Raw genomic sequence first — 25,543 nt, 5'->3', positions numbered from 1 at the left:
CGGTACTGGAGCCGTATTATCAGCGCCTTCAGGCCACGGCACGGGCAATCCGTGCCGGGCGTTTCCAGGCACTCACCACCGACACCGACACTGGTGCTGACGCTGGTGCTGGTGCTGCTGCTGCGTCTGGTCCGGTGTCCGGTTCGGCGGCTGTTGAGGGGGTTCTGCCGGAGGCTGTGGTTGTGGAGGAGCGGACTCTTGATCAGCTCATGTTCGATCTCGCGGCATTGGCAGCACCGGCAACCTATGTGCCCCTCGACATTCACGCACCCGACTGCACACGCACTGCTACGTGTGCGGGAACGGAAGCTGTACGCGCTACCACGCCGGCCGGAGGTATCGGCGACTGCGCCGGTGGCGGTGAGGGGAGAGCCGCGACCGTTGCTTGCGCTGACGGCAGGCACTCTGCACTGGCCTCACCCTCCCTGCAGTCTTCACCGGAAGGGTCTCTGCCGCCGGTGGTGGAGAAACGCCGGATCCGGCTCACCAACCCTGCTGGTGGCCCACCGATAGAGACCTATGCTGTGGTGCATGTGCCACTCCAGGGTGATCGTGCCCGGCCCGGCACGATCACTGCTGCTCATGCGCTGGTGATCGCTGATTCCCGGAGACGACGCCTGCCACCCCCACCAGCAGTAACGACACCACGGCACCAGCAGAAAGCGCAACAGCCGCGGTCAGACCCGATATTGACAGGTGAAAGCGCCCCAGAACCCACAACCACGGAGAGAACCCCACCCCCAGCCGCGGGGAGGAGTGTGCCTACACCTGGGTCTCCCGCGGGACAGCCCGTCGAGGCCGTGTTGCCGCCGCTTGTGCGGGTGCAGTGTCCGACTGAGGGTGAGTGGCTTTCCCAGCAGGCCACGGTCATGGTCACCGTGCCCGTCCTCCACCTCCTCACTTCACCCACCTCGACCGGAGAGGCCTCAACGGGAGAGGTCCCGGCCGGGGAGGTGCCTGCCGAACTCACTGGTCTCGCACCCATCCCTGCCGACGCTGCCCGTCAGATCGTTTCGACGCAGTCGGTGCTCTACCGGATCCTCACCGACCCCCTCACCGGCACCGTCCTGGATGAGACCGCACAGACCTACACCATCCCGGCCAACGTCCGCCGCACAGTGACCGCGAAGCACAAGCAGTGCGCAGCACCCGGCTGCACACGGACCGCGCTGCGTTGCCAGGCTGATCACATCCTGCCCTTCAACCATCTCCTGCCCACCCAGGGTGGACTCACAGTTCCGGAGAACCTGCAGCCGTTGTGTCAGCCGTGCCACTAGCTCAAGACCCAAGGCCTCTTGACCGTGAAGAAGGACGGCGGGGGTGTGAGCCGGTGGTCGGGGCCCTTGGGACGGGAATCCGTGACTCTTGCCCCGCCCAGTCCTTATGAGGTGCAGGCAGCGGTACAGCTCCAGAGCCTGCTCCACGGGAGAAAACACGACAGCGGCGTTGCGGACGAGAGCACGTCAGCGCGACAGAGCAGTCCGTCAGTCGAGGCAAACGCGGCGGGTACGACCACGGCTGCTGGTGCGGCTGCTGGTGTGGCTGCGGGCACTGGGCTAGTCGGGATCACTGAACCGAGCCTCGGGAATCCGGGAGTAGCCGTAGTGCATGCAACAATGGGTGGGAGCGGTGCTGAGTCGCGCCGCACCGACGACACCGGTGCGCAGAGTGCCAGCACCCGGCCTGCGATCTGGAGACAGGACGAAGCACCCCCGTTCTGACACGATTCCCGCCTTCCGTTCCCAGCCCTCTTCTGCGTAGCCGCTTTCAAGCACCGCACCGCCCCGTGGCGCCGCGTGAATCTGACCATGAACAGCCCGCGGCCCGGCGGGATGTTTCCATCCCGCCGGGCCTCGGTCTGTGTCATACCTGGGACATGCGTCCCGTCAGCGCCTGAGGATCACTTCTCCAGCTGCTCGGAGTGGCTGCCGCCCTCGACCTCGTGGTGGTCGTGGTGGGCCGCATCCAGCTCGGCCTTCGTCACCGGGGTGACGCGGTCCTCGTAGAACGCCTTGGCCATGCGAGCGCGGATGCGCTCACCGCGGCTGATCTTGCCGTCCTTGCCGGGCTGCGCCGGGAGCGGCGCGGGAGCCTCGAACGCGGTCAGCTTCCACATCTCCTGCGGCGTGAGGGCCGTGTGGCGCTCCTGGAACTCACCGTGCGGAAGGCGGATGACCTGTCCGGACTCGTGCCCGTGGAGGACGAGCTCACGGTCCTTCCGCTGCAGGCTCATGCAGATCCGGCGCGTGAGGAAGAACGCGATGACCGGTCCGACGAAGAAGAGCACGCGGAAGATGTAGATCATGTCGTTGAGCGACATGTGGAAGAACACCGCCACGAGGTCGCCCGAGGCGCCGGCCCACATCACGCAGTACCAGACGATTGCGGCCACGCCGAACCCGGTGCGGGTGGGGGCGTTGCGCGGTCGGTCGAGGATGTGGTGCTCGCGCGTGTCCTTGGTCAGCCAGGACTCGAGGAACGGCCACAGAGCCATCGCACCGAAGAAGACGCCCATGATGACCACGGCGATGTTGATGTTGAGGCTGATCGGGTACCCGAAGATGTAGAACTCCATCCAGCCCGGCATGAGTCGGAGGATGCCGTCCGCCCAGCCGATGTACCAGTCGGGCTGGGTGCCCGCGGAGACGGGGGAGGGGTCGTAGGGACCGTAGTTCCAGATCGGGTTGATCGTGAACAGACCGGAGATCAGCGCCAGCAGACCGAAGATCATGAAGAAGAAGCCGCCGCCCTTTGCGGCGAAGGTGGGGAGCACGGGCTCGCCCACGACGTTCTTCTCCGTGTGTCCGGCACCGGGCCACTGCGTGTGCTTGTGGATGACCACGAACATGAGGTGGATGCCGATGAGCGCGATGAGCACCGCCGGCACGATCATGATGTGGAGCGTGTACAGCCGGGACACGATGTCGATGCCGGGGAACTCGCCTCCGAAGAGGAAGAACGAGATGTACGTGCCCACGAGCGGCAGTGACTTGAGGATGCCGTCGATGATGCGGAGGCCGTTGCCGGAGAGCAGGTCGTCCGGCAGCGAGTAGCCGGTGAAGCCGGCAGCCATGCCCATCGCCACGAGGGCGACGCCCACGAGCCAGTTGAGCTCACGCGGCTTGCGGAAGGCACCGGTGAAGAAGATGCGCAGCGCGTGGATGGACAGCGCGGCCATGAACAGCAGCGCCGCCCAGTGGTGCATCTGCCGGATGAAGAGTCCGCCGCGGATCTCGAACGAGATCTCGAGCGTCGACTGATAGGCCTCGGAGATCTCCATCCCGTAGAGCGGGGTGAAGGGGCCGTGGTAGACGACCTCGGCCATGGCCGGCTTGAACCAGAAGGTGAGGAACGTGCCGCTCAGGACGAGGACGATGAAGCTGTAGAGCGCGACCTCGCCGAGCATGAACGACCAGTGCGCGGGGAAGATCTTGCGGCCGAACTCGCGGACGGCAACGGAAGCCCCGGTGCGCTGCTCCGTCCATGCGGCGGTCTTGCCGATGGCGGTGGTGGGCTGCTGTGTCGCGAGGCTCATGCGCTGGTCTCCCTCGTGTTGATCTCCCAGAAGGTCGGACCCACAGGCTCGGTGAAGTCGGACTTCGCGACGAGGTATCCCTCGTCGTCCACCTCGATGGGCAGCTGGGGCAGCGGCCGCTTGGCGGGTCCGAAAATGACCTTGCAGTGGTTGGTGACGTCGAAGGTCGACTGGTGGCAGGGGCACAGCAGGTGGTGCGTCTGGTGCTCGTACAGCGCGACGGGGCAGCCGACGTGCGTGCAGATCTTCGAGTACGCGACGATGCCGTCGACGCCCCAGTCCTCGCGCTCCGGGTCCGTGTTGAGCTCACGCGGGTCGATCCGCATGAGGAGGACGGCGGCCTTCGCCTTCTCGTCGAGACCGTGGAAGGCGTCCGCGGCGTGCGGATCCTCCTGGACCAGGTTCTCCGGGATGACGTGGAACGCGGAGCCGATCGTGACCTCGGAGGCCTTGATGGGGTGCAGCTCCTCGGCGCTGGGGATCATGCCGATGTCCTTGCAGAGGCGGACGCCGGGGCCCCACAGGGTTTTGAAGAGCGCGTCACCGGGGAGCGGGCCCAGATCGCGGAACACGAGGATCGCAGGCAGCGGCGCGATTGCCACGGCCGCGATGAGCGTGTTGCGGAGGAGGGACCGGCGTGCGATGCCGGACTCGTTCTTCGCCTGGTCGATGATCTCCAGGGCGATCGCCTGGTCCTCCTCGGAGCCGGCGATGTCATGCCGGTCCTCGACGACCTCGACGTCCGTGATCAGGTTCTTCGCCCAGAGCACGATGCCGATGCCGATGCCGAACAGGGCCGCCGCTGCCCCGAGCCCGATCGCCGTGTTGTGGAGGCGGACCTGTGTGAGGGTCTCGCCCACGGGGAACAGGAAGTAGGCGACGATGAACCAGACGGTTCCGATCATCGAGAGGATGAACCACGCGGCGATCTGGCGCTCCGCTGTGCGCTCGGCAGCGGGATCGCTGTCAGTGATGCGGGGCTTGTGCTCGCCGAACCCCGGGTTCTGGAACCCGTTCAGCTCGTCGAGCTGCGCGCCGGTGCCGCCGCTGTGCTCTATCGAGGTCATTCGCTTCCTCGTCTATAACTCGTAACGGATGGTGAAGTCGTTGTGCTCACTTGGAGCGGGCAGTCAGCCAGACGGTGATGCCGATGACGGACGCGAGACCGAAGAACCAGATGAAGAGTCCCTCGGAGACGGGGCCCAGCGAACCGAGCTTGAAGCCACCCGGGGAGGTCTCCTCGGAGACCTCGCGGATGTAGGTGACGACGTCGCGCTTCTCCTCGGGGGAGAGGTTGGCGTCGTTGAACATGGGCATGTTCTGCGGGCCGGTCTGCATGGCCTCGTAGAGGTGCTTCTCGGAGACCTCGGAGAGGTTGGGGGCGTACTTGCCGCGCGTCAGCGCGCCGCCGGCGCCCACGACGTTGTGGCACATGGCGCAGTTGGTGCGGAAGAGCCCGCCGCCCGCCGCCGCGTCGCCCTCGGCCGTGTTGAGGTACTCCTCCTCCGGCACGGCCGGGCCGGGGCCCAGCGAGGCGACGAAGCCGGCCATCTGCGAGATCTCCTCGTCGGAGAACTGCGGCGCCTTGACCTGTGCCTGCGGGCCGTGCATCTGCAGCGGCATACGGCCGGTCCCCACCTGGAAGTCGACGGCTGCGGCGCCGACGCCGATGAGGCTGGGGCCGTTCTCCGTGCCCTCGGCATTGATGCCGTGGCAGGTGGCGCAGTTCGTCACGAAGAGCTTGTTGCCCTTCTCGATGTCAGCTGCGCTGTACTCGTCCGCCTTCGCGGTGGTGCTGCTGGAGAAGAGGGCGTAGGCGCCGCCCGTCAGGAGCAGGCCCACCAGGAGCAGTACGACGAGAGCCATCGGGTGGCGGCGGCGTGTGGCGAGAAGCTTCACTGTGAGGTCCTTTTCTGATGCGTCTTCGTTTGGCGTGTGACGAGCCGGGTCACTTGAGGATGTAGATGACCGCGAAGAGGCCCACCCACACCACGTCGACGAAGTGCCAGTAGTAGGACACGCAGGTCGCGAAGGTCGCCTCACGGTGTCCGAAGCGCTTGGCGCCGTAGGCACGTCCGATCACGAAGAGGAAGGCGATGAGGCCGCCGATCACGTGGAGGCCGTGGAAGCCCGTGGTCATGTAGAACACGGAGCCGTACCCGTTCGAGTTGATGGCGATGCCGTGGGAGACGAGGGTCGCGTACTCCATGATCTGGCCGGCGACGAACACCGAACCGAGCAGGAAGGTGAGGTAGAACCACTCGATCATGCCCCACGACTTCACGTTGAGCAGGCTGCCGGTGCGTGCCGGCTGGAACTTGTGCTCCGCCTTCCACACGCCGATCTGGCAGGTGAAGGACGAGGACACGAGGATGAGGGTGTTCACCAGCGCGTAGGGGATGTCGAGCTTCGCGGTCTCGGTCGCCCACTGGTCGGGTACGACCGACCGGATGGTGAAGTACATGGCAAAGAGCGCGGCAAAGAACATCAGCTCGCTTGCCAGCCAGACGATGAACCCCACGGTCGTCGAATCTGGCCGGTTCACCGAGGGATGAACTGGCGCTGAGGAGGATGCAGCTACGGTTGACACGCCCCCATTATTACCCGGTTTGCAGGGGGATTTCACCTTCCGCACAGGTAGCGCGGGCCTCTTCTTCTACAGCGTGTAGGAAGAACCCGCATGCTGACGCGGATCGCGAGCCTGTGAGATCTGTGAGAAAAGTTTCGCCGGGGCCCCGCACTCGGTGTGTCGCCCGCTTGTATAGGCTGGCGCAGTGCCTTTCGGCACACGCCAGATCACCGATCACGAGGGAGTGCTCCCGTGCCCGTCTCCTCCGCCGCCGACAACGGCCTCGTCCACTCTCCCGCCCACGGAACGGAGGGCGACGTCCTCGTGGGCGTCCGCGAATGGCCGGATCTGCTCGTGGGCCTCATGGCGGGCAGGCACATGGACGAGGCGACGGCGGCCTGGGCGATGGACGCCATCATGTCCGGCGAGGTGCCGGACGTGACGATGGCCGCGTTCCTCGTGGCGCACCACGGCAAGGGCGAGACGGTGGAGGAGATCTCCGGCCTCGTGCGGGCCATGCTGGACCACGCGGTCCCGCTGCCGGGCCTCTCCGACGCCGTCGACATCGTCGGCACCGGCGGCGACAGGGCGAAGACGGTCAACATCTCCTCGACCGCCTCCTTCGTCATCGCCGCGACCGGCCAGCGCCTCGTCAAGCACGGGAACAGGGCGACCTCCTCGGCCTCCGGGTCGGCGGACGTCCTCGAAGTCCTCGGTCTCACGCTCGACCTCACGCCGGAACAGTCCGTCGCCCTGGCCGACGAGGTGGGCATGGCCTTCGCCTTCGCCAACGTCTACCACCCGTCCATGCGCTTCATCGCCCCGGTGCGCAAGCAGATCGCCGTGCCCTCCGCGTTCAACATCCTCGGCCCGCTCACCAATCCGGCCCGCACCCGGGCCACGGCGGTGGGCGTCGCAGACCCCGCGATGGCGCCCCTCGTGGCCGGCGTGCTCGCCGCCCGGGGCGATTCCGCGCTGGTGTTCCGCTCCCGCGACGGCCTCGACGAGTTCTCCACGACCGCCCCCACGGACGTCTGGGAGGTGCGTGACGGCGCGGTGACGGAGCACACCGTGGACGCCCGGGACCTGGGCCTGGCGCGGGTGACCAAGGAGGATCTGCGGGGAGGGGACCCGGCCTACAACGCCTCCGTCATGCGCGCGACCCTGGCCGGCGAGCGCGGGCCGGTCCGCGAGGTGGTGCTGCTCAACGCCGCCGCGGCCCTCGTGGCGGCGGGCTCAGCGGCGGAGGCGCCGCTGGAGGAGCGGCTCACCGCCGCCCTGCGGCGCGCAGAGGCCGCACTGGACTCCGGCGCCGCGGCGGCGAAGCTGGACGCCATGATCGAGGCCTCGCGGCGTCTCACGGAGTCCTGACCGCTCCCGGCCTGGCTGCGGCGGGCCACTCCGCGCGAGCATGTGCGAAGCCCGCCGCCGGTTGCTCCCATGCCCGGGCGGCCGTGACCGCCCGGGTTCGTCCGGCGCCCAGCCATGCCAGCAGCAGATCGGTCTCCTCCTCCCACGTGTGGGGTGCCGTGCGCTCCCAAACCGGGACGTACTCCGCCGAGCTGCTGAGCGCGGCGGCTGTGCGGGGCACTCCCGCCGCCTGCGGGCTGGTGCCTGCGGCCGCGAGCCGGCCGTGCCGGATGACGGCGATGTCCCAGCCGCCCCCGTCCCGGGGTGAGGCGGCGGCGAGCTCCGGCACCGCACGCAGGCACGTGCGGGCCTCCTCGGCGGCAGCGGTGGCGAGCAGAGCCTCCACGGCGTCCCGGACCTCTGCGGCGGCCTCATAGCGCTGCTCGCCCGCGAGCGCGCCGATCCGTTCCCCGGCCGCGCGGAGGAAGCCGTGCGCGTCCCCGGTGAAGAGGCCGTGCAGCTCCGCGAGCGCCTCCGTGTAGGCCTGCGCGTCCGTCTGCCCCGCGCACGGGCCGTGACAGCGCCCGACCTGCGCCGCGGCGCACGGTGCGAAGGAGGCGGATCCGACGTGGGCGGTGCACGTCTTGAGCGGGAAGACCTGTTCGAGGAGGCGCTTCACCACCGTGGCCCGCTTCTGCGAGCGGAAGGGTCCCAGCACCGTCTCCGCCTCCTCGTGGGCCGGGGTGAGCGTCCGCACGACGGAGAGCCGCGCGAACGCCTCCCGGGTGAGCACGATCCAGTGGCGTCGCTGCGGCTGCCGCGACCGCCGGTTGTAGGGCGGGTCGAGCTCGCCGATGAGGCGGACCTCCCGCACCCGCGCCTCCAGCTCCGTAGCGCAGACCAGCGGACTCACCTCCTGGGCGGCGGTCACCATCTCCGTCATGCGGCCCCGCGTCTCCCCGGCGGTGAAGTAGGAGCGCACGCGCTGCCGGAGATCGCGGCTGGATCCGATGTAGAGCACCCGGCGGGAGCCGTCGAGGAACGTGTAGACGCCAGGCGCGTGCGGGAGCCCGTCCGCCAGGTGGGTCTTCCTCCTCCGCTTCGCCCAGCCGGCCGCGCGGACGGTGCCGAGGTCCTCGAGCGTCTCGATCCCGTGGGAGCCGCAGATCTCGAACAGGCCGTGGAGCACGTCCACGGTGGCGCGGGCATCTGCGAGCGCGCGGTGGTCCGGTGAGACGCGGGCGCGGAAGTGTGCCGCGAGGGTGCTGAGCTTGTGGTTGGGCACCTCCGAGCGGGGGAGCAGCCGCCGGGCGAGGGTGACGGTGTCCAGGACCTGCGGGGCGGGCCAGGGGTAGTCCAGGTGGGCGCAGGCGCGGCGCAGGAAGCCGATGTCGAACGGCGCGTTGTGCGCCACGAGCACGGCACCGGAGGCGAACTCCAGGAAGGCGGGGAGCACGGAGGTCAGCGGAGGGGCGTCCGCGACCATCGCATTCGTGATGCCCGTGAGCCTGCTGACGAAGGGGGTGATGGCCGTGCGCTCCGGCTTCACGAGCGTCTGGAACTCGCCCTGCACCTCGCCTCCGCGCACGCGGACGGCGCCCACCTCGGTGATGTCGTCCGCGCCGTTGGAGGCGCCGGTGGTCTCGAGGTCGACGACGACGAAGTCGACCGTGTGCAGGGGTGTGCCGAGGTCCGACAGCGAGAGCTGGCCGGTGCGGGTGTGCGTGTGGGTGCGGTCGAACGGCATGCGCTCATGGTGCCACGCGGCACGGACGCGGGAACCGGCTCAGACCTCCCCGCCGTCGGCCTCGGGGTTCCGCGACCCGGGGAGGCGGGTGAAGAGCACCGCGGCCGAGGCCAGGGTGACGGTGAGCAGCGCCAGCAGCGCCCAGCCCGGCAGGGGACGCAGGAAGACCGCACCGAGCAGCAGCGCGAGCAGACCGCCCAGTGCGCCCACGAGCCCGAGCACCAGGGTGGGGGAGGCGGTGCGCCAGCCGACGGGCTCCGGCTCCGGGGGCGACCAGTCCTCGTCGTCGAGCACGTCCCGGATCTCCTCGGGGCTGACCTCGGGCACGGCCGCAGTCTGTCCGCGGAGCTCCGCGACGAAGGCCTGCCACTCCGCGTCCGCGATCCTCTCCGCCTCCGGGAGGGCCTCTGGGTCCTCGCGGTCGTCCCGGTCGTCCGGCTCGCGCTCCTCCCGGCCGCTCATGCCCCGCCTCCCGGCGCGCCGGAGGCGACGGCCTGCCCGAGTGCCCGCCGGATCCGGTCCGCGATGACGGGGGCGTCGTAGTCCACGGTGGCGACGTGCCTGCTGCGCCGCAGGGGCACCGTGGTCAGCGGTGCGGTGAGACGGCTGCGGAGGATGCGATGGCTCCGCGGGGAGACCACGGAGTCCGCGCCGGAGAGGCAGCAGGTGACCGGCGCGCGGATGGCCCACAGGCGGTCGCACAGGCCGGGGAGGGCCGCGTGGAAGCTCCGCAGTGCGGCCAGCGGCGTGCGGTCGCCTGCGTGCTCGCTCACTCCGGGCATGGCGATGTCGTCGCCGATCGCCGGGATGCTCGGCACCACCCGCCCGAGCACGGGCAGGAGCGGTGCGAGCGGGGAGTCGATGCGGAGCGCGGGGTTCACCAGCACGAGTGCGGCCGGATCGCGCTCGACCCCGAGCGCGCACGCCAGCGCTCCGCCCATCGAGAGCCCTGCGACCACAACGGCCGGATGTGCGGCGGCGAGGCGGTCGTACTCGGTGAGGGCGGCGCCGAGCCAGTCGTCCCAGCCCGTGCGCGCGAGCTCCTGCCAGGTCCCGCCGTGCCCGGGCAGCAGGGGGACGCTTACGGTGATCCCGGGGAGGCCCGGGCCGGGATCGCGCGCGAACTCGTCCGCGAGGGAGAGGAAGGCCCCGGGGGAGCCGGTGAAGCCGTGGAGCAGGAGCACCGCGGGCGCCTCGGCGGCACCCTCCCTCAGCCACGGCGAATGGGGATCCATCATGCCACCAGCTTCCCACACGCGGGCGCGGCCCGCTCGTGGGAAGCTGCTCGTTGTACTGTGAGAACGCGGTCCCGCCGTACGTCCGCGGGGGCCGCTGACGTTCGAACGGAAGGGACGGGCCGGCGGTGCTCTACTGGTTCCTCAAGCATGTGCTCGCAGGCCCCGTGCTCAGGGTCCTGTTCCGGCCGTGGGCACGCGGGGTGGACAACCTGCCCGAGGCCGGCCCCGCGATCGTGGTCGCGAACCACCTCTCCTTCATGGACTCCGTCTTCGTGCCGCTGGCGCTGCCCCGCCGGGTGGTCTATCTGGCGAAGGACGAGTACTTCCGGCGGCCCGGGCTGCGCGGCGCCCTCGTCCGGCGCTTCTTCCTCGCGACCGGGCAGCTCCCCATGGATCGCAGCGGGGGCGCCGGTGCCGAGGCCTCGCTCGGCATGGGCCGGAAGGTGCTCGAGGAGGGAGGCGTGCTCGGCATCTACCCCGAGGGCACGCGGAGCCCGGACGGCAGGCTGCACCGCGGCAGGACCGGGGCCGCCAGGCTGGCACTGGCCACGGGTGCGCCCGTGGTGCCGGTCGCGGTGGTCGGCACCGACAGGCTGCGGCCGGCCGGGGCGCTCCTCCCGCGGCTGCGGCGAGTGGGTGTAATCGTGGGGGAGCCCCTACACCTGGGCGGCCCGGACCCCACCGCGGCGCACGACCGGTTCGCCCTGCGGCGGACCACCGACGCCGTCATGGACGAGATCATGCGGCTGTCCGGACAGGAGTACGTCCCCTCCTACGCCGCCCACGCCAGGGCGCGCCTGCTGACCGCCGAGCGGCCGGGCGGATGAGGTGATGTTCGATTACTGCGGTAACGGCGACACGCCGAAATCGTTACCGGGAGGGTCCGTGCATGCGGTCGCCCCGGTGCGTAGCTTCTGTATGTGCCCGTTACCCCGGTGTGCCGCGCAGGCGGGTGTAGAATCGACTGCACCCAAGGCCTCGCTCACGCCCAGCTTCCCCCTGGGGTGTAAAGGAGGAGTCGGTGTGAACCGCTCTGAACAGGAACAGATGCAGGACCGCTCCCTGCTGCGATCGACGCAGGGACTGCTGTTCGACGACGACATCCCGGACCTCGACGACGAGGCCGGCTACCGCGGACCCACCGTGTGCAAGGTCGTCGGCATCACCTATCGCCAGCTCGACTACTGGGCTCGCACCGAGCTCGTGGTCCCCTCGATCCGTGCGGCGACCGGCTCCGGCTCACAGCGTCTCTACAGCTTCCGCGACGTGCTCGTCGTGAAGATCGTCAAGCGCCTGCTCGACGCGGGCGTCTCCCTCCAGCAGATCCGCGTGGCGGTGAGCCACCTGCAGGATCAGGGCGTGGAGGAGCTCTCCCAGATCACCCTCATGAGCGACGGCTCGAGCGTCTTCGCCTGCACGAACGCGGACGAGGTCATCGACCTGGTCCAGGGCGGACAGGGCGTCTTCGGCATCGCGGTGGGACACGTGTGGCGCGAGGTCCAGGGCACGCTCTCGGAGCTGCCGAGCGAGCGGCCCGCGGACGAGATCCCGCCGGCGGCCCTGGACGAGCTCGCGGCGCGCAGGGAGCGCAGCTCCCGCAACGCGGGCTGAGGCCCGCACACACAGCAGGAGGCCGGAACCGGGGGAGCGGTTCCGGCCTCCTGCTGTGTCTTCGTCGGGGAACGGCGTCGTCAGGGAGCCGTGGGGCTCGGCGGCGGGCTCTGCGGAGGCTGCGGGGGCTGCTCGCCGGCTCCGGCCGCGGCGGTCCCGCTCTCCCGGCGTTTGCGCATGGCCGAGGTCCGCAGGGCCCTGTCCAGGAGGGCGTCGAAGGCCCCCGCCAGCTCGCCTGCGACCTTTCCGGGCCAGGCGTGGATGGGGCGGGCCGAGCCCTGCGCCTGCTGGAGCACGGTGCGCTCCGGGATCGGTGGGCTGAGGACCAGGGGACCGAACATGTCGCGCATCTCCTCGATGCGGTACTCGTGCTCGCGGGACTTGGTGCGCACGCGGTTGGGCACGATGCCCAGCGGCTGGAGGTCCGGCGCCCCGCGCCGGCGCAGCTCCGCGATCGCCCGCAGCGCACGGTCCGCGGCGGCCACAGAGAACAGACCGGGCTCCGTCACGACGGCCACCCGCTGGCTCGCCATCCAGGCGGCACGGGTGAGGCCGTTCATGGAGGGCGGGCAGTCGATGATCACCACGCGGTAGTCGTCGGCGATCGCGGTGAGTGCCTCGCTGAGCCTGCGCAGGTAGCGCTCGGAGAGCGTCGGCCTGTCGAACTCCGCCGCGCGGGGGCTGCCCGGGATGACGTCGAGGGCGCCCTTGGCGTCCCCGGACCAGCCCGAGGGCACGATCGCCTGGGTGATGATCTTCGTCTTGGGCGCGGCCAGCACGTCTGCGACGTCGAGCGGCGTCGTCACCGGCACGTCAAGGCCCGTCGAGGCATCCGCCTGCGGGTCCATGTCGACGACGAGGGTGGGCAGGCCGCGGTTGTACGCGGCGGAGGCGAGGCCGAGCGCGACCGAAGTCTTCCCGACGCCTCCCTTGAGGCTGGAGACACTGATGACGAGCACGGCATCTACCGTAGCGGATGAGGAGGCCCATTCCGTGGACGAGGTGCGCTGTGTCTGCCTCCTACCGTGCCGTGACGACGGATCCGCCCGGTCCCGGGGTCACGAGGAGGCGGGTCGGCAGCGTCTGACGGAGCTCGCTCACGTGCGAGATGATGCCGATCGTCCGTCCGCCGCTGCGCAGGCCGTCCAGCACGGCCAGCACGTCCGCGAGCGCGTCGGGGTCCAGTGTGCCGAATCCCTCGTCGAGGAACAGCGTCTCCATCTCCGCGCCCGCACTCGAGGCGCGGACCGTGTCCGCAAGGCCGAGGGCCAGTGCGAGGGCGGCCATGAAGCTCTCACCGCCGGAGAGGGTGCGGGGATCGCGCGATTCGTCCGTGAAGGTGTCGACGACCCGCAGCCCCAGCCCGGCGCGCTTCTCCCGGGGCCCCTGGGCGAGTGCGTGCTCGAGGCGGTACCTGCCCGCGGTCATCGCCAGCAGCCGCTCCGAGGCCTGGGCCGCGACCTCGGCGAATGCGGCGGTGAGTGCGAACGACGACAGGGACATGCGCTGGGCGGCGTCCCGGCTGGTGCCCTGGACGAGCTCCGCGAGGTCGATGTCCGCGAGCCACTCCCGCAGCTGCGCCTCCTCGTCGCCGCGCGCGGCCTCCGCCTCCCGGCGCGAGGCCCGGGCCTGCCCGGCGGCGGAACCGGCGATCGCGGCGAGGTTCCGGGCCTCCTCCGCTCGCTCCCGCCAGTCCTGTGCTGTCGAGGCCGCGGCGGCCGCCCGCGCGGCGAGCTCCTCGTCGCCGAGCGGGTCCTCGAGCGCGCGCCGCACCTGTGGCGACGCCGCGCGGTCCTGCAGCCGGGCGGCGTTCGTCTGTGCCTGTGTCACGTCCGCCTCCAGCCGGGAGAGCGGGAGAGCGGCGGCAGCGGCGAGATCCTCCTCGTCCGCGAAAGGCGAGTCCCCGAGCGCCTCAGCGAGGTCCCTCCGCCTGAGCGAGCGCTCCCGCTCCGCCGTTCGCGCGGACTCCTCCGCCTCCGTCCAGGCCCGGTGCAGGGCCTCCAGATCGTCGAGGACGCGCAGGAGCCGGGCGGCGGCCTCCGCGGTCCGCGGCATCTCCATCCCCAGGTCCGTGAGGCTCTCCGGCGTCTCCTCCGGGGCCTCCGAGGCCTGGTCCGCCCGCGCGCGGGCCTCCGCGGCCGCCGTGCGGGCGGAGGCGTGTGCGGCCTCCGTCCGCGTGTGAGCGGTGCGGAGGGCCTCGGCTCGGGCGGCGCACTCCTTCACCCGTGTCCGCAGGACGCGCCGCGCCTCGAGCAGCTCCTCCCGCCTCGACATCTCCGCCCGGACCTCGGCCCATTCGCGCTCCAGGGCGTCCGGATCGAGCGCGGAGGCCTTCTCCTGCCGGGCGGCCAGTGCGGTCTCGGCCGCCTCGAAGCGGGTGCGAGCGGCGGCGAGGCGCTCCCGCGCGCCCCGCTCGGCGGCCTCGGCGGCCTCCTCCTGCTCCGCGGAGGGGGAGCGGGGCGGCAGCTGCGCCGGCGCCGGGTGCGCGCGGCTGCCGCAGACGGGGCACTCCTCGTCGTCGATGAGCGTCTGTGCGAGCCGGCCGGCCAGGCTGAGCCGGATCTCCCGGCGCAGGTGCACGAGCGCGGAGGCGGCCTCCTCGGCCTCCGCGGCGGCCGTCGCGTACTCCTGCTGCGCGACCTCCTTCTCCGCCGCGGCCTCAGCTGCCGCGCGGAGCGCCTCCCGCTGCCCGCGCAGCGTCTCCGTCCGCTCCGGGGCGGACTCGGTCGCCTCGATCCCGCTCTCGGCGTCCTCGAGCGCGCTGCGAGAGGCGGCGAGCTCCTCCTCCGCCGTCCGGAGGGCGGTCTGTGCCGCCGCATGCTCCGCCTGTGCCTGCTCCGCCGCGGCCTCCGCCCGCGCTGCGGCGGCGGAGAGCGCGGCGGTGCGCTCCATGCGTGTGTGGGCCTCCGTGAGGGCGGAGCGCGCACGGGTGAGAGCCTCGGCGGTGACGGACTCGGGAGAGCGGTCCTCCGGCAGCGCGTCCGCGAGCCTGCGGCGCGCCCGCTCGCGTTGCGCACCGGCGGTCTCCGCGAGGCGCCCGGCGCTGCGGGCCTCGTCTCGGAGGCGGAGCAGGGGCGCGGCTGCCCGGGCGCGCCGCAGCTGCTGCGCGGTCTCCCTCCGCGCATTCTCGCCCGCCTCCCACTCCCTGCGGGCGTCCTCGAGCTCCCGGAGGGCGGTGCGGTCCTCGGCACGCTGCCGCAGAGCCGCGGCGTCCTCGGAGGTCCGGTCCGCCAGCTCCTGCGCGAGTGCGGCGCTGTGGGCGCGGACCTCGCAGGCCTCCCGTGCGACGACGGCGGCCGTGCCGAGGTGGGCGAGCAGGTCCGTGAGCTCCGCGGCTCCCGCACGGGGGAGGGGCAGCTCCTCCCAGGAGGTGCGGGAGGCGCGCTCCATCTGGAACCGGCGTCTCTCCTCGGCGGTCTGGGTGTGGCGGCGGGCCTCGGTGGCGCGGGCGGCGAGGGCCTTCTCCACCTCCGCGAAGTGCTCGGTGGCGAAGAGACGGGTGAGGATCCCCTCCCGCTCGCCGGGGTCGGCGTGGAGGAAGGCCGCGAACTCGCCCTGGGGGAGCAGGATGAGCTTGGTGAACTGCTCACCGGTGAGGCCGAGGAGATCCTGCAGGAACGACTGCACCTCCTGCGCCGTGCGGCCGATCCCGTTCCACTCGCCGTCGACCCGTTCGCTCAGCGCCACCCTGTGGGCCTGCACGGTGGTCCCCGTGCCCCGCTTGCGGGGACGCGCGTACTGCGGCGAACGCTCGACCCGGAACCGCCTGCCGCGCACGGAGAACTCCAGCCGGACGCGGGTGGGCGTGTGCGGCGGCGCCAGCGCGGAGCGGAGCTCCCGGGCGGCTCCGCGGGCTCCGGGGACGGTGTTGTAGAGGGCGAAGCAGAGGGCGTCGAGGAGCGTGGTCTTCCCCGCTCCCGTGGGGCCGGCGATGAGGAAGATCCCGTCCTCTCCCGCGGCGTCGAAGTCGATGCGCTGCAGATCGGAGAAGGGGCCGAATCCCTCGATCTCGAGAATGTGGGGTCTCATCCGCGCCCCCGTGCGCCGGCCGCGGTCTCGGACTGGCTGAGGACGGTCACGAGTGCGGACTCGAAGCGCTCTACCGCGTGCGCCGGCGCCGCCGCGCCCCGCTGCGCGCGGTGGAACTCCTCGAAGACCTGCCGGTCCGTCCGGCGGGCAGCCGCGGCCGCGGTGAGGGCAGGGCGCGGCGCGGCCGGCTCGGACAGACCCTTCCACGTCATGCGGACGAATCCGGGGAAGGCCCGGCGCAGGCGCTCCAGCGCGCCCGGGACCCGCCGGGCGTCCGTGAGCTCCGCGCTCACCAGCGCGTCCTGGTGTCCGGCGGCCTCGCCCAGGACGGCTTCGAGCGGACCCGTGAGCGTGCGCAGCCGCACGAACTCCGGGATCGGGTGCTCCATGACGGCCGGCTCCCGGTCCGGGCCGGAGAACTCGACCTCCAGCACCCGTTTGGTCTGCCCGCTCTCGCCGAAGGAGAACGGCAGCGGGGAGCCCGAGTAGCGCACCCCGGGTGCGAGGTCCTGCGGACGGTGGACGTGGCCCAGCGCCGCGTAGTCGCAGTCCGCGAAGACGGCCAGCGGTGCCGCACCCACCCCGCCCACGGAGATGTCCCGCTCCGACTCGCTGGACACGGAGCCCGTGACGAAGGCGTGGGCGAGGACGACCCTGCGATCCGCGGGAAGGCCGGCGGCCTCGCGCTCCGCGTGCACGGCGCGGATCCGGTCCATGGCCGCGCCGAGCACCGCTGTGTGCGTGCGCGCAGGCGCGCCCATGCGCTCCCACACGAGCGCGGGCTCGAGATAGGGGATGCCGTGGACGGACACCCCCGGTGCGGGATCGTCCGGGGACAGCATGCGGCCGTCGTAGCCCAGCCGCACGGGGCGGTCGATGTCGCTCAGCCGGGTGCGCAGGTGGAGTCCGGCGGCCTCCAGCTGACGGCGCCCCACCCCGAGCCGGATGAAGGAGTCGTGGTTGCCGCTCGTGGCGATGAGCCGGGTGCCCGTCGCCAGCAGCTCAGCCGTCGCGCGGTCCCACAGGTCCAGGGCGTCCGGATGGGGGATCGCCCGGTCGTACACGTCGCCGGAGACGAGGACGGCGTCGATCCCGCGCTCCGCCACCAGGGGGACGAGCCAGTCGAGGAAGCGGGCGTGCGCGTCACCGACGTCGAAGCCGTGGATGCGCCGGCCGAGGTGCCAGTCGGAGGTGTGGAGGATCCGCATGGCCGGAACCCTAGCGGAGGCCGCGGACACAGGGGCTCGGGCGGGAGCCGACACGGGCGTCCCCCGGTCTGTGGACCCCGGCACAGTGAGTGTCCCAGCCCACTTGTACAGTGGTCCTGTTCCGCTGAAGTGCGCCGTGCGACCGCGCGGCGACCGGAGAGAAACGAGTTCGAATGTTCCGAAAGGTGCTAGTCGCCAACCGCGGTGAGATCGCGGTCCGCGCATTCCGCGCAGCCTATGAGCTGGGTGCGGAGACCGTTGCGGTGTTCCCCTACGAGGACCGCAATTCCGAACATCGCCTGAAGGCGGACGAGGCCTACCAGATCGGCGCCGTCGGCCACCCGGTGCGTGCGTACCTCGACGTCGGCGAGATCATGCGGGTCGCCCGGGAGTCGGGAGCGGACGCGGTCTATCCCGGCTACGGCTTCCTGTCCGAGAACCCGGAGCTGGCCCGTGCCTGCGCCGAGGCCGGCATCACCTTCGTGGGCCCCCAGGCGGACGTCCTCGAGATGGCCGGCAACAAGGTCCAGGCCCTCGACGCCGCGCGCCGCGCCGGCGTCCCCACCCTCGCCTCCCCCCGTCCGTCGGCGGGCATCGACGAGCTGCTGGCCCAGGCCGCGGAGATGGAGTACCCGCGCTTCGTCAAGGCCGTCGCCGGCGGCGGCGGCCGCGGCATGCGCCGCGTGGACGACGCGGACGCGCTCGTCGAGGCGCTCAAGGCCGCGATGCGCGAGGCGGAGGGCGCGTTCGGCGATCCCACCGTCTTCATCGAGCAGGCCGTCCAGCGCCCGCGCCACATCGAGGTGCAGGTGCTCGCGGACAACGACTCGAATATGATCCACCTGTTCGAGCGCGACTGCTCCATCCAGCGCCGCCACCAGAAGGTCGTGGAGATCGCACCGGCCCCCAACCTGGATCCGGCCGTGGCCGAGGCCCTGCGCAGCGATGCGCTGCGCTTCGCGAAGGAGATCGGCTACCAGAACGCGGGCACCGTCGAGTTCCTGCTCGAGACGGACGGCCCCCGCGCCGGCAAGCACGCCTTCATCGAGATGAACCCGCGCATCCAGGTCGAGCACACCGTGACGGAGGAGATCACGGACGTGGACCTCGTCCAGTCCCAGCTCCTCATCGCCTCGGGCCTCTCGCTCGAGGAGGCCGGCCTCTCCCAGGAGGAGGTCCGGATCAAGGGCGCGGCGCTCCAGTGCCGCATTACGACCGAGGACCCGGCGAACTCGTTCCGCCCGGACACCGGCACCATCACCGCCTACCGCTCCGCGGGGGGCGCGGGCGTGCGCCTGGACGGCGGCACCGCCTACGCGGGGGCGGAGGTCTCCGCGCACTTCGACTCCATGCTGGTGAAGTGCACCACCCGCGGCCGCACCTTCGAGCAGGCGGTCGACCGCGCCCGCCGCGCCCTGGCGGAGTTCCGGATCCGCGGAGTGGCCTCGAACATCGGCTTCCTCAAGGCCGTCCTCGACGAGCCGCAGTTCCGCGCGGGAGACCTCGCCACCACCTTCATCGACGACCACCCGGCGCTGCTGGACGCGCGCTCCGGCGCGGACCGCGGCTCCAAGATCCTCGACTACCTCGCGGACGTGACGGTCAACCGGCCCCACGGCTCGGCGCCGCTGAGCATCGACCCCGCGGTCAAGCTGCCCTCGCTGAGCGGGGTGCCCGAGGCCCCGGCCGGCTCCCGGCAGAAGCTGCAGGAGCTCGGCCCGGAGGGCTGGGCGAAGGCCCTGCGCGCGCAGACGGCCCTCGCCGTCACGGACACGACGTTCCGCGACGCGCACCAGTCCCTGCTCGCCACGCGCGTGCGGACGCGGGACCTGCTCGCACCGGCGGAGCACATCTCCCGCCTCACCCCGGAGCTGCTGAGTGTGGAGGCCTGGGGCGGCGCCACCTACGACGTGGCGCTGCGCTTCCTGGGCGAGGACCCGTGGGAGCGGCTGGAGAAGCTGCGCGCCGCGATCCCCAACATCAACCTGCAGATGCTGCTGCGCGGCCGCAACACCGTGGGCTACACGCCGTACCCCACGCAGGTGACGGACGCATTCGTGGCGGAGGCGGCGGAGTCCGGCATCGACATCTTCCGCATCTTCGACGCTCTCAACGACGTCTCCCAGATGCGCCCGGCGATCGAGGCCGTCCGCGGGACCGGCAGCGCGGTCGCGGAGGTGGCCCTGTGCTACACCTCGGACCTCCTCAACCCGGCGGAGGAGCTCTACACCCTCGACTACTACCTCCGGCTTGCCGAGCAGATCGTCTCCGCCGGCGCCCACGTGCTGGCCATCAAGGACATGGCGGGCCTGCTGCGCCCGGCGGCCGCGGCCAAGCTCGTCACGGCGCTGCGCGAGAACTTCGACCTGCCCGTTCACGTCCACACCCATGACACTGCCGGCGGTCAGCTCGCCACGCTCATGGCGGCCTCGGCTGCGGGAGCTGACGCCGTGGACGCGGCGAGTGCGGCGATGTCCGGCACCACGAGCCAGCCCTCCCTGTCCGCACTCGTGGCGGCACTGGAGCACACGGACCGCGACACGGGGCTCAGCCTCTCCGCCGTCTCGGACCTCGAGCCGTACTGGGAGGCCGTTCGCAACGTCTACAAGCCCTTCGAGTCCGGTCTGCCGGGCCCCACGGGCCGCGTGTACCGTCACGAGATCCCGGGCGGGCAGCTCTCCAACCTCCGGCAGCAGGCCGTCGCGCTGGGCCTGGGGGAGAAGTTCGAGGAGATCGAGGCCATGTACGAGGCCGCGGACCGCCTCCTTGGCCACCTCGTGAAGGTCACGCCGTCGTCCAAGGTCGTGGGCGATCTGGCCCTGCATCTCGTGGCCGTGGGCGCGGATCCCGCGGAGTTCGAGGAGCACCCGGAGCGCTTCGACGTCCCGGACTCCGTCGTCGGCTTCCTCTCCGGTGACCTGGGCGACCCCCCGGGCGGCTGGCCGGAGCCGTTCCGCACCAAGGCACTGGCGGGCCGCACGCACAAGGCACCCGAGGCGGACCTCGATCCCGCGGACGCCGCGCTGCTGGAGAAGTCCGGCCGCGAGCGTCAGGAGACGCTCAACCGGCTCCTGTTCCCGCAGCCCACCAAGGAGTTCACGCGGATGCGGGAGTCCTACGGGGACCTCTCCGTCCTGGACACGCAGCTCTACCTCTACGGCATGGAGGAGGGCGAGGAGCACTCGGTGCAGATCGACAAGGGCAAGTCGCTGCTCCTGGGCATCCAGGCGGCAGGCCCGGCGGACGAGCGCGGCATGCGCACCATCATGTGCACGCTCAACGGGCAGCTGCGTCCCATCTCCGTGCGCGACCGGTCCGTCAAGGTCGACGTCGCCACCGCGGAGAAGGCGGATGCGGACAACCCCGGCCACGTGGCCAGCCCGTTCGCCGGCGTCGTCACCCTCCAGGTGGCCGTGGGCGATGCCGTCAAGGCCGGCCAGACCGTCGCGACGATCGAAGCGATGAAGATGGAAGCCTCCATCACCGCCCAGATCGACGGCACGGTCGCCCGGCTGGCGATCGGACCGGTGCAGCAGCTGGAGGGCGGCGACCTGGTCGCGGTCATCGATGCCTGAGAGGTCCATCCGCCGCTACGGCGATCCGGTGCTGCGCACCGTCTGCACGCCGGTCACGGAGTTCGACGCCGCGCTGGCCGCGCTCGTGGACGACCTCGCCGCCACCGCCGCCCCGGAGGGACGGGCGGCGGTGGCGGCGCCGCAGATCGGCGTGTCGCGCAGGATCTTCGCCTACCACCTGGACGGGCGGGTGGGCCACGTGGTCAACCCGGTCGTCGTGGAGACCGGGGGAGAGCTCCGGGACATCGACGAGGGCTGCCTGTCCGTCCCCGGCCTGTGGTTCCCCATGCCCCGGTGGGAGTACGCGGCGGTCACGGGTCAGGACGTGCGCGGCGAGGAGATTCGTGTCGAGGGTGAGGGCGTGTTCGCCCAGATGCTCCAGCACGAGACGGACCACCTCGACGGCACCGTGTACGTCGAGAAGCTGCCCAAGGAGCGGCGCCGGGAGGCGCTGCGGGCCATCCGCCAGGCCGACTGGTTCTGAGCGGCCTGAGGGAAGACGAGAGGGATACGCACATGATGATCGAACGCGCCGGAGTCGTGGGCTCCGGACTCATGGGATCCGGCATCGCCGAGGTCCTCGCCCGTGCCGGCCTCAGCGTGGTCGTGCGCGACATCAGCACGGAGGCCGTGGAGGCGGGCCGGACCCGCATCACGAAGAGCCTGGACCGCGGTGCCGAACGCGGCAAGATCACCGCCGAGGACCGTGACGCGGCGCTGTCGCGTCTCACCTTCACGACGGAGCTCGCTGACCTCGCGGACTGCCAGCTCGTCATCGAGGCGGCGAGCGAGAACGAGGAGATCAAGAAGGTGATCTTCGCGGAGCTCGACGCCATCGTGAAGGACGAGGAGGCGATCCTCGCCTCGAACACCTCGTCGATGCCGATCGTGCGCTTCGCACAGTCCACGAACCGGCCGGAGCGGGTGCTGGGCATCCACTTCTTCAATCCGGCGCCGGTGCAGCCGCTCGTGGAGCTCGTGGTCTCCGCACTCACCGATCCCGCCGTGGTGGACACGATCGAGGCGTTCGCGAAGGAGGTGCTGGGCAAGGTGACGATCCGGGCGCAGGACCGCCCGGGCTTCGTGGTCAACGCCCTGCTCATCCCCTTCCTGTTCTCCGCCATCCGCATGGTGGAGTCCGGGCAGGCGAGCAAGGAGGACGTGGACCTCGGCATGGTCAACGGCTGCGCGCATCCGATGGGGCCGATCGCGCTGGCGGACCGCGTGGGCCTGGACACCTGCCTCTTCGTGGGGCAGAGCATCTACGAGGAGACGGGCGATCCCGCCTCGAAGCCGCCGGTGCTCCTCTCCCGCATGGTGGATGCAGGCCTGCTGGGCGTGAAGTCCGGCCGGGGCTTCTACGACTACGCGAAGAAGTGAGCTGAACCGAGCGGAGCCGCCGGTGACGGCGGCTCACGAGCGGCCCGGGACATCGTGGATGCCCCGGGCCGCTGCTCATTTCCGCGGCCGGTACTCCGCGCCGGTGAGCGGAGCGACGGCGGACCAGCCCGTACCGTCCCCTGGTTCGTCCTTGAGTGCGGTCAGTCGTTCCTGAGCCCGGACCGCGTCCTCGGCCCGGGCGAGGAATGCGGCCTCCGCCTCGACGTTCAGTGCAGGTCGGGCCGACGAGACGCGGCGCACGTCGTCCGTGTCCTCCGCGGCGTCGTACTCGACCGCGAACCGCGATCCGAGCTCCGCCGCGACCCGGCGGGCCAGGCTCTGCGTCTGCTGCACGTCGCGCCGGGTGGGTGAGGCATAGCAGGCCTCCTCCCACTCCCGCAGATCCGCCACGAGCTGTTCCGAGAGGCCGGACTCGCCGTAGTCGACCGGCCCGTCCAGCCAGAGCACGGAGTCGGCGTAGTCGGGGAACATCCGGACGAGGTGGGTCCGCGCGTGATCGTCGTCCATGAAACCACGGTACCTCGGCGCGGCCGGGCGCCCTCCGCTCAGCGCCCGGGCGTCTCCTCAGCGAAGGCGCGCTGCGCCGCCGCCGCATAGGCCTCGCGGTCGAGGATCTTCTCGCGCGCTGCTACGATCACCGCGACGAGCGACTGCCCGGTGACATTGAGCGCCGTCCGGCCCATGTCGAGGATCGGGTCGATCGCCAGCAGCAGGCCCACACCCTCGAGGGGGAGGCCCAGCGTGGAGAGGGTGAGGGTGAGCATGACGGTCGCCCCCGTCATGCCGGCGGTGGCCGCAGAACCGAGCACGCACACCAGCACGATGAGCAGATAGTCCGTGAACGTGAGCTGCACGCCGTAGAAGTTCGCCACGAAGATCGCCGCGAGCGAAGGGTAGATCGCCGCGCAGCCGTCCATCTTGGTGGTCGCGCCCAGCGGCACTGCGAACGAGGCGTAGTGCGCCGGCACACCCATGCGCTCGGTCACCGTCTGCGTCATCGGCATGGTGCCCAGGGAGCTGCGGGAGACGAACCCCAGCGACGTCGCCGGCCACACGCCGCGGAGGAAGGAGCGGACTGAGAGCCCGGAGACGCGCAGGAGCACGGGGTAGACGACCAGCGCCACGACGAGCATGCCGATGTAGACGTCCGCCGTGAAGACGCCCAGCTGGCCGATGGCCGTCCAGCCGTAGCTCGCCACGGCATTGCCCAGGAGGCCCACCGTGCCGATGGGCGCGAGCCGGATGACCCACCACAGGAGCTTCTGGACGATCGCCAGTGCGGACGAGGTGAAGCGCAGGAACGGGTCCGCCTTCTCCCCGACGCTGAGCACGGCGATGCCCACGGCGATGGAGATGACGAGGATCTGCAGGGCGTTGAAGCTCAGGGCAAGGGTGCCGTCGTCGCCGGCCGAGCCCTCGAGCCCGATGAAGTTCGCGGGCACGAGCCCCACGAGGAAGTCCAGCCAGCCGCCCTGCGTCTGCGAGGCCTCTGCGGCCGAGGCGTCCACCCCGGTGCGCGAGCCGGGGCTGGTGAGGAGGCCCAGTGCGATCCCGATGACGACGGCGATGAGCGAGGTGAGCGCGAACCACAGCAGCGTCTTCCACGCGAGCCGGGCCGCGTTCGTCACCTGCCGCAGGTTCGCGATGGAGCTCACGATCGCGAGGAAGATGAGCGGGGGGACGAGCGCCTTGAGCAGCGTCACGAAGATCGAGCCGATCGTCTCCAGCGTGAGCGTGAGGCCGTTGGGTCCGGGCCCGCCGTCCTCGCCTGCACCGGGGACCTCGCCGAGCGAGGCGGCCACGAGGCCCAGCACCACGCCGAGCACGAGGCCCGCGAGGACCTGCCAGCCGAACGGGATCCGGGCGACGAGGGCGAAGGGGTTGCGGCTGCTGCGCTGTGCCGCTGCGGCGGAGGTCGACGAAGTCACCGGGCGAGCCTAGGCCGCAGGTGGTCCAGATTTCAACCAGATGACGCGGAAGTCACAGGGCGGCCGCGCAGGGCCTCAGACGCCCGAGGCCCGCGCTTCGAGAGTCGCCAGCCGCACGCAGGCGGCCACCACCTCTGCGGCTGTCTCGACCTCCTCCAGCGGCGGCATCGACGGGGCGATGCGGATGATCGCGTCATCCGGGTCCAGGCCGTACGGATGCGTGGCCCCCGCGGGAGTGAGCTTGACCCCGGCCTCCCCGGCGAGCTTGACGACGCGGGACGCGGTGCCGGGGGAGACGGCGAGGGTGATGAAGTAGCCGCCGCCGGGATTCGTCCAGGCGGCCAGGTCCTCGGGTCCCAGCACGCGGGAGAAGACCGCGTCCACCGCCGCGAACTTGGGGGCGAGCAGGGCGGCATGACGTCGCATGTGCGCGAGCACGCCCTCGCTGGAGCCGAAGAACCGTGCGTGGCGCAGCTGATTGACCTTGTCCGGTCCGATCGAACCGGCGCCGGTGTGGGTGAGGAACCAGTCCGTCATGGTCGGCGAGGCGGCGAAGAAGGCCACGCCGGCACCGGCGTGGGTGATCTTGGAGGTGGAGGCGAAGGTGAGCACCCTGTCGGGGCGACCGGCCTCAGCGGCGAGGGCGAGGACGTCCACCGGCTCCGGGTGCGGCTCGCGCAGGTGGTGGAGGGCGTAGGCGTTGTCCCACATCACGGTGAAGTCCGGTGCGGCCGTCTCCAGTGCCAGCAGCGTGCGCGCGCGTGCGGGTGAGATCGACACCCCCGTGGGGTTGGAGTGCACCGGCACGAGCCAGATGCCCTTGATGCTCGGATCCTCCGCTGTGAGTGCCGCCACCTGCTCCGGGTCCGGACCCTCGGCGTCCGCGGACACGGGCACCAGCTCGAACCCGAGAGCCTCCGCGAGGCCGAAGTGCCGATCGTAGCCGGGGACCGGGCACAGGAATCGGGGAGGCGCGCCGGTGCGGCCGGCCTCGGCGGCCCAGGGTGCGGGCGAGTCCGGCCGCCCGTGGAGCAGGGCGAACGTGAGCGCGTCCTTCATGAGCGTGAGCGAGGAGTTGCCCTGAGCGAGGAGCTGGTCCACGGGCGCCTGCAGCAGCGGGGCGAAGATCTCCCGCAGCTCGCGCAGGCCCGCGGCTCCGCCGTAGTTGCGGGTGTCCGTGCCGTCCGCCGCACGGAAGCTCTCACCGTCGACGCAGCTGAGCAGGCCGTCGGAGAGATCGAGCTGCGCGGCCGAGGGCTTGCCGCGGGTGATGTCGAGGGAGAGCCCGGCCGCGGCCAGGCGTTCGTACTCGGCGCTCGCGGCGGCCAGCTGTGAGGCGGGGTCTGCGGCGG

Annotated in this window: 20 protein-coding genes; 7 read left to right on the top strand and 13 right to left on the bottom strand. The window is 71.2% G+C overall.

The window, feature by feature from the left end:
* The first annotated feature begins 869 nt into the window (after positions 1 to 869).
* Positions 870 to 1,277: an HNH endonuclease signature motif containing protein gene (locus tag Q0A33_RS10665; RefSeq protein ID WP_291796112.1), complete on the top strand. Its 408-nt coding sequence runs from the start codon at positions 870 to 872 to the stop codon at positions 1,275 to 1,277.
* Between the two features lie 623 nt (positions 1,278 to 1,900).
* On the opposite strand, the gene Q0A33_RS10660 is transcribed toward Q0A33_RS10665, so the two are convergent.
* The 4 genes from Q0A33_RS10660 to Q0A33_RS10645 are packed head-to-tail and all read right to left on the bottom strand — an operon-like array spanning position 1,901 to position 6,080.
* Positions 1,901 to 3,535 carry a ubiquinol-cytochrome c reductase cytochrome b subunit gene (locus Q0A33_RS10660; protein ID WP_291796109.1) on the bottom strand — a complete coding sequence of 545 codons (1,635 nt, stop codon included), beginning with the start codon at positions 3,533 to 3,535 and terminating at the stop codon, positions 1,901 to 1,903.
* Positions 3,532 to 4,602, bottom strand: a complete 1,071-nt coding sequence (locus tag Q0A33_RS10655) for a Rieske 2Fe-2S domain-containing protein (RefSeq protein WP_291796106.1) — start codon at positions 4,600 to 4,602, stop codon at positions 3,532 to 3,534. The genes Q0A33_RS10660 and Q0A33_RS10655 overlap by 4 nt, the downstream gene beginning before the upstream one ends.
* Positions 4,603 to 4,648: 46 nt before the next feature.
* Positions 4,649 to 5,434 carry a cytochrome c gene (locus Q0A33_RS10650; protein ID WP_291796103.1) on the bottom strand — a complete coding sequence of 262 codons (786 nt, stop codon included), beginning with the start codon at positions 5,432 to 5,434 and terminating at the stop codon, positions 4,649 to 4,651.
* Between the two features lie 49 nt (positions 5,435 to 5,483).
* On the bottom strand, positions 5,484 to 6,080 hold the full coding sequence (locus tag Q0A33_RS10645) for a heme-copper oxidase subunit III (protein WP_291796100.1): 597 nt from the start codon (positions 6,078 to 6,080) through the stop codon (positions 5,484 to 5,486).
* A 348-nt stretch (positions 6,081 to 6,428) separates the two neighbouring features.
* On the opposite strand from Q0A33_RS10645, the gene trpD reads away from it, so the two are divergent.
* Positions 6,429 to 7,475 carry an anthranilate phosphoribosyltransferase gene (gene trpD / locus Q0A33_RS10640; protein ID WP_291796121.1) on the top strand — a complete coding sequence of 349 codons (1,047 nt, stop codon included), beginning with the start codon at positions 6,429 to 6,431 and terminating at the stop codon, positions 7,473 to 7,475.
* Here trpD and Q0A33_RS10635 read toward each other — a convergent pair.
* Genes Q0A33_RS10635 through Q0A33_RS10625 form a run of 3 tightly spaced genes read right to left on the bottom strand, consistent with a single transcriptional unit; the run spans position 7,462 to position 10,439 of the window.
* Complete coding sequence (locus Q0A33_RS10635; protein ID WP_291796098.1) at positions 7,462 to 9,201, bottom strand: DEDD exonuclease domain-containing protein; 1,740 nt, start codon at positions 9,199 to 9,201, stop codon at positions 7,462 to 7,464. The two genes, trpD and Q0A33_RS10635, sit on opposite strands and share 14 nt — an antisense overlap.
* A 39-nt stretch (positions 9,202 to 9,240) precedes the next feature.
* Complete coding sequence (locus tag Q0A33_RS10630) at positions 9,241 to 9,663, bottom strand: hypothetical protein (RefSeq protein WP_291796095.1); 423 nt, start codon at positions 9,661 to 9,663, stop codon at positions 9,241 to 9,243.
* Positions 9,660 to 10,439 carry an alpha/beta fold hydrolase gene (locus Q0A33_RS10625; RefSeq protein ID WP_291796092.1) on the bottom strand — a complete coding sequence of 260 codons (780 nt, stop codon included), beginning with the start codon at positions 10,437 to 10,439 and terminating at the stop codon, positions 9,660 to 9,662. The genes Q0A33_RS10630 and Q0A33_RS10625 overlap by 4 nt, the downstream gene beginning before the upstream one ends.
* 125 nt (positions 10,440 to 10,564) lie before the next feature.
* Between Q0A33_RS10625 and Q0A33_RS10620 the strand changes: the two genes are divergently transcribed.
* Together Q0A33_RS10620 and Q0A33_RS10615 are read left to right on the top strand one after the other, a co-directional pair.
* Entirely contained in the window at positions 10,565 to 11,266 is a 702-nt protein-coding gene (locus Q0A33_RS10620; RefSeq protein ID WP_291796089.1) for a lysophospholipid acyltransferase family protein, read from the top strand.
* Between the two features lie 220 nt (positions 11,267 to 11,486).
* A complete protein-coding gene (locus Q0A33_RS10615) occupies positions 11,487 to 12,050 on the top strand; it encodes a MerR family transcriptional regulator (RefSeq protein WP_291796118.1) in 564 nt (187 codons plus the stop codon).
* 80 nt (positions 12,051 to 12,130) lie between these two features.
* On the opposite strand, the gene Q0A33_RS10610 is transcribed toward Q0A33_RS10615, so the two are convergent.
* The 3 genes from Q0A33_RS10610 to Q0A33_RS10600 form a co-directional block, all read right to left on the bottom strand.
* Complete coding sequence (locus tag Q0A33_RS10610; RefSeq protein ID WP_291796086.1) at positions 12,131 to 13,009, bottom strand: ParA family protein; 879 nt, start codon at positions 13,007 to 13,009, stop codon at positions 12,131 to 12,133.
* Between the two features lie 61 nt (positions 13,010 to 13,070).
* The gene (locus Q0A33_RS10605; RefSeq protein WP_291796083.1) at positions 13,071 to 16,079 is read right to left on the bottom strand and encodes an SMC family ATPase; all 3,009 of its coding nucleotides are present in this window, start codon (positions 16,077 to 16,079) and stop codon (positions 13,071 to 13,073) included.
* A complete protein-coding gene (locus tag Q0A33_RS10600) occupies positions 16,076 to 17,287 on the bottom strand; it encodes an exonuclease SbcCD subunit D (RefSeq protein WP_291796079.1) in 1,212 nt (403 codons plus the stop codon). The genes Q0A33_RS10605 and Q0A33_RS10600 overlap by 4 nt, the downstream gene beginning before the upstream one ends.
* A 173-nt stretch (positions 17,288 to 17,460) precedes the next feature.
* Here Q0A33_RS10600 and Q0A33_RS10595 point away from each other — a divergent pair, with 173 nt between their 5' ends.
* Genes Q0A33_RS10595 through Q0A33_RS10585 form a run of 3 tightly spaced genes read left to right on the top strand, consistent with a single transcriptional unit; the run spans position 17,461 to position 22,242 of the window.
* Positions 17,461 to 20,862 (top strand): pyruvate carboxylase, encoded by a 3,402-nt coding sequence (locus tag Q0A33_RS10595; protein WP_291796076.1) that lies wholly within the window; start codon positions 17,461 to 17,463, stop codon positions 20,860 to 20,862.
* Complete coding sequence (gene def, locus Q0A33_RS10590; RefSeq protein ID WP_291796073.1) at positions 20,855 to 21,346, top strand: peptide deformylase; 492 nt, start codon at positions 20,855 to 20,857, stop codon at positions 21,344 to 21,346. The genes Q0A33_RS10595 and def overlap by 8 nt, the downstream gene beginning before the upstream one ends.
* Positions 21,347 to 21,378: 32 nt before the next feature.
* Entirely contained in the window at positions 21,379 to 22,242 is an 864-nt protein-coding gene (locus Q0A33_RS10585; RefSeq protein ID WP_291796070.1) for a 3-hydroxybutyryl-CoA dehydrogenase, read from the top strand.
* 75 nt (positions 22,243 to 22,317) lie between these two features.
* Here the strand turns inward: Q0A33_RS10585 and Q0A33_RS10580 are convergent, their stop codons facing one another.
* The 3 genes from Q0A33_RS10580 to Q0A33_RS10570 all read right to left on the bottom strand — a co-directional run.
* Positions 22,318 to 22,770 carry a hypothetical protein gene (locus Q0A33_RS10580; protein ID WP_291796066.1) on the bottom strand — a complete coding sequence of 151 codons (453 nt, stop codon included), beginning with the start codon at positions 22,768 to 22,770 and terminating at the stop codon, positions 22,318 to 22,320.
* Between the two features lie 38 nt (positions 22,771 to 22,808).
* The gene (locus Q0A33_RS10575) at positions 22,809 to 24,191 is read right to left on the bottom strand and encodes a dicarboxylate/amino acid:cation symporter (RefSeq protein WP_291796062.1); all 1,383 of its coding nucleotides are present in this window, start codon (positions 24,189 to 24,191) and stop codon (positions 22,809 to 22,811) included.
* A gap of 75 nt (positions 24,192 to 24,266) precedes the next feature.
* Positions 24,267 to 25,543: aminotransferase class I/II-fold pyridoxal phosphate-dependent enzyme (locus Q0A33_RS10570; RefSeq protein ID WP_363316575.1), on the bottom strand; the 1,277-nt coding region annotated here is incomplete at its 5' end.

Source organism: Brevibacterium sp. (assembly GCF_022712115.1).
GTDB classification, from domain to species: domain Bacteria; phylum Actinomycetota; class Actinomycetes; order Actinomycetales; family Brevibacteriaceae; genus Brevibacterium; species Brevibacterium salitolerans.
The sequence above is the reverse complement of the archived record's forward strand: the minus strand, read 5'-3'. Positions and strand labels throughout refer to the sequence as shown.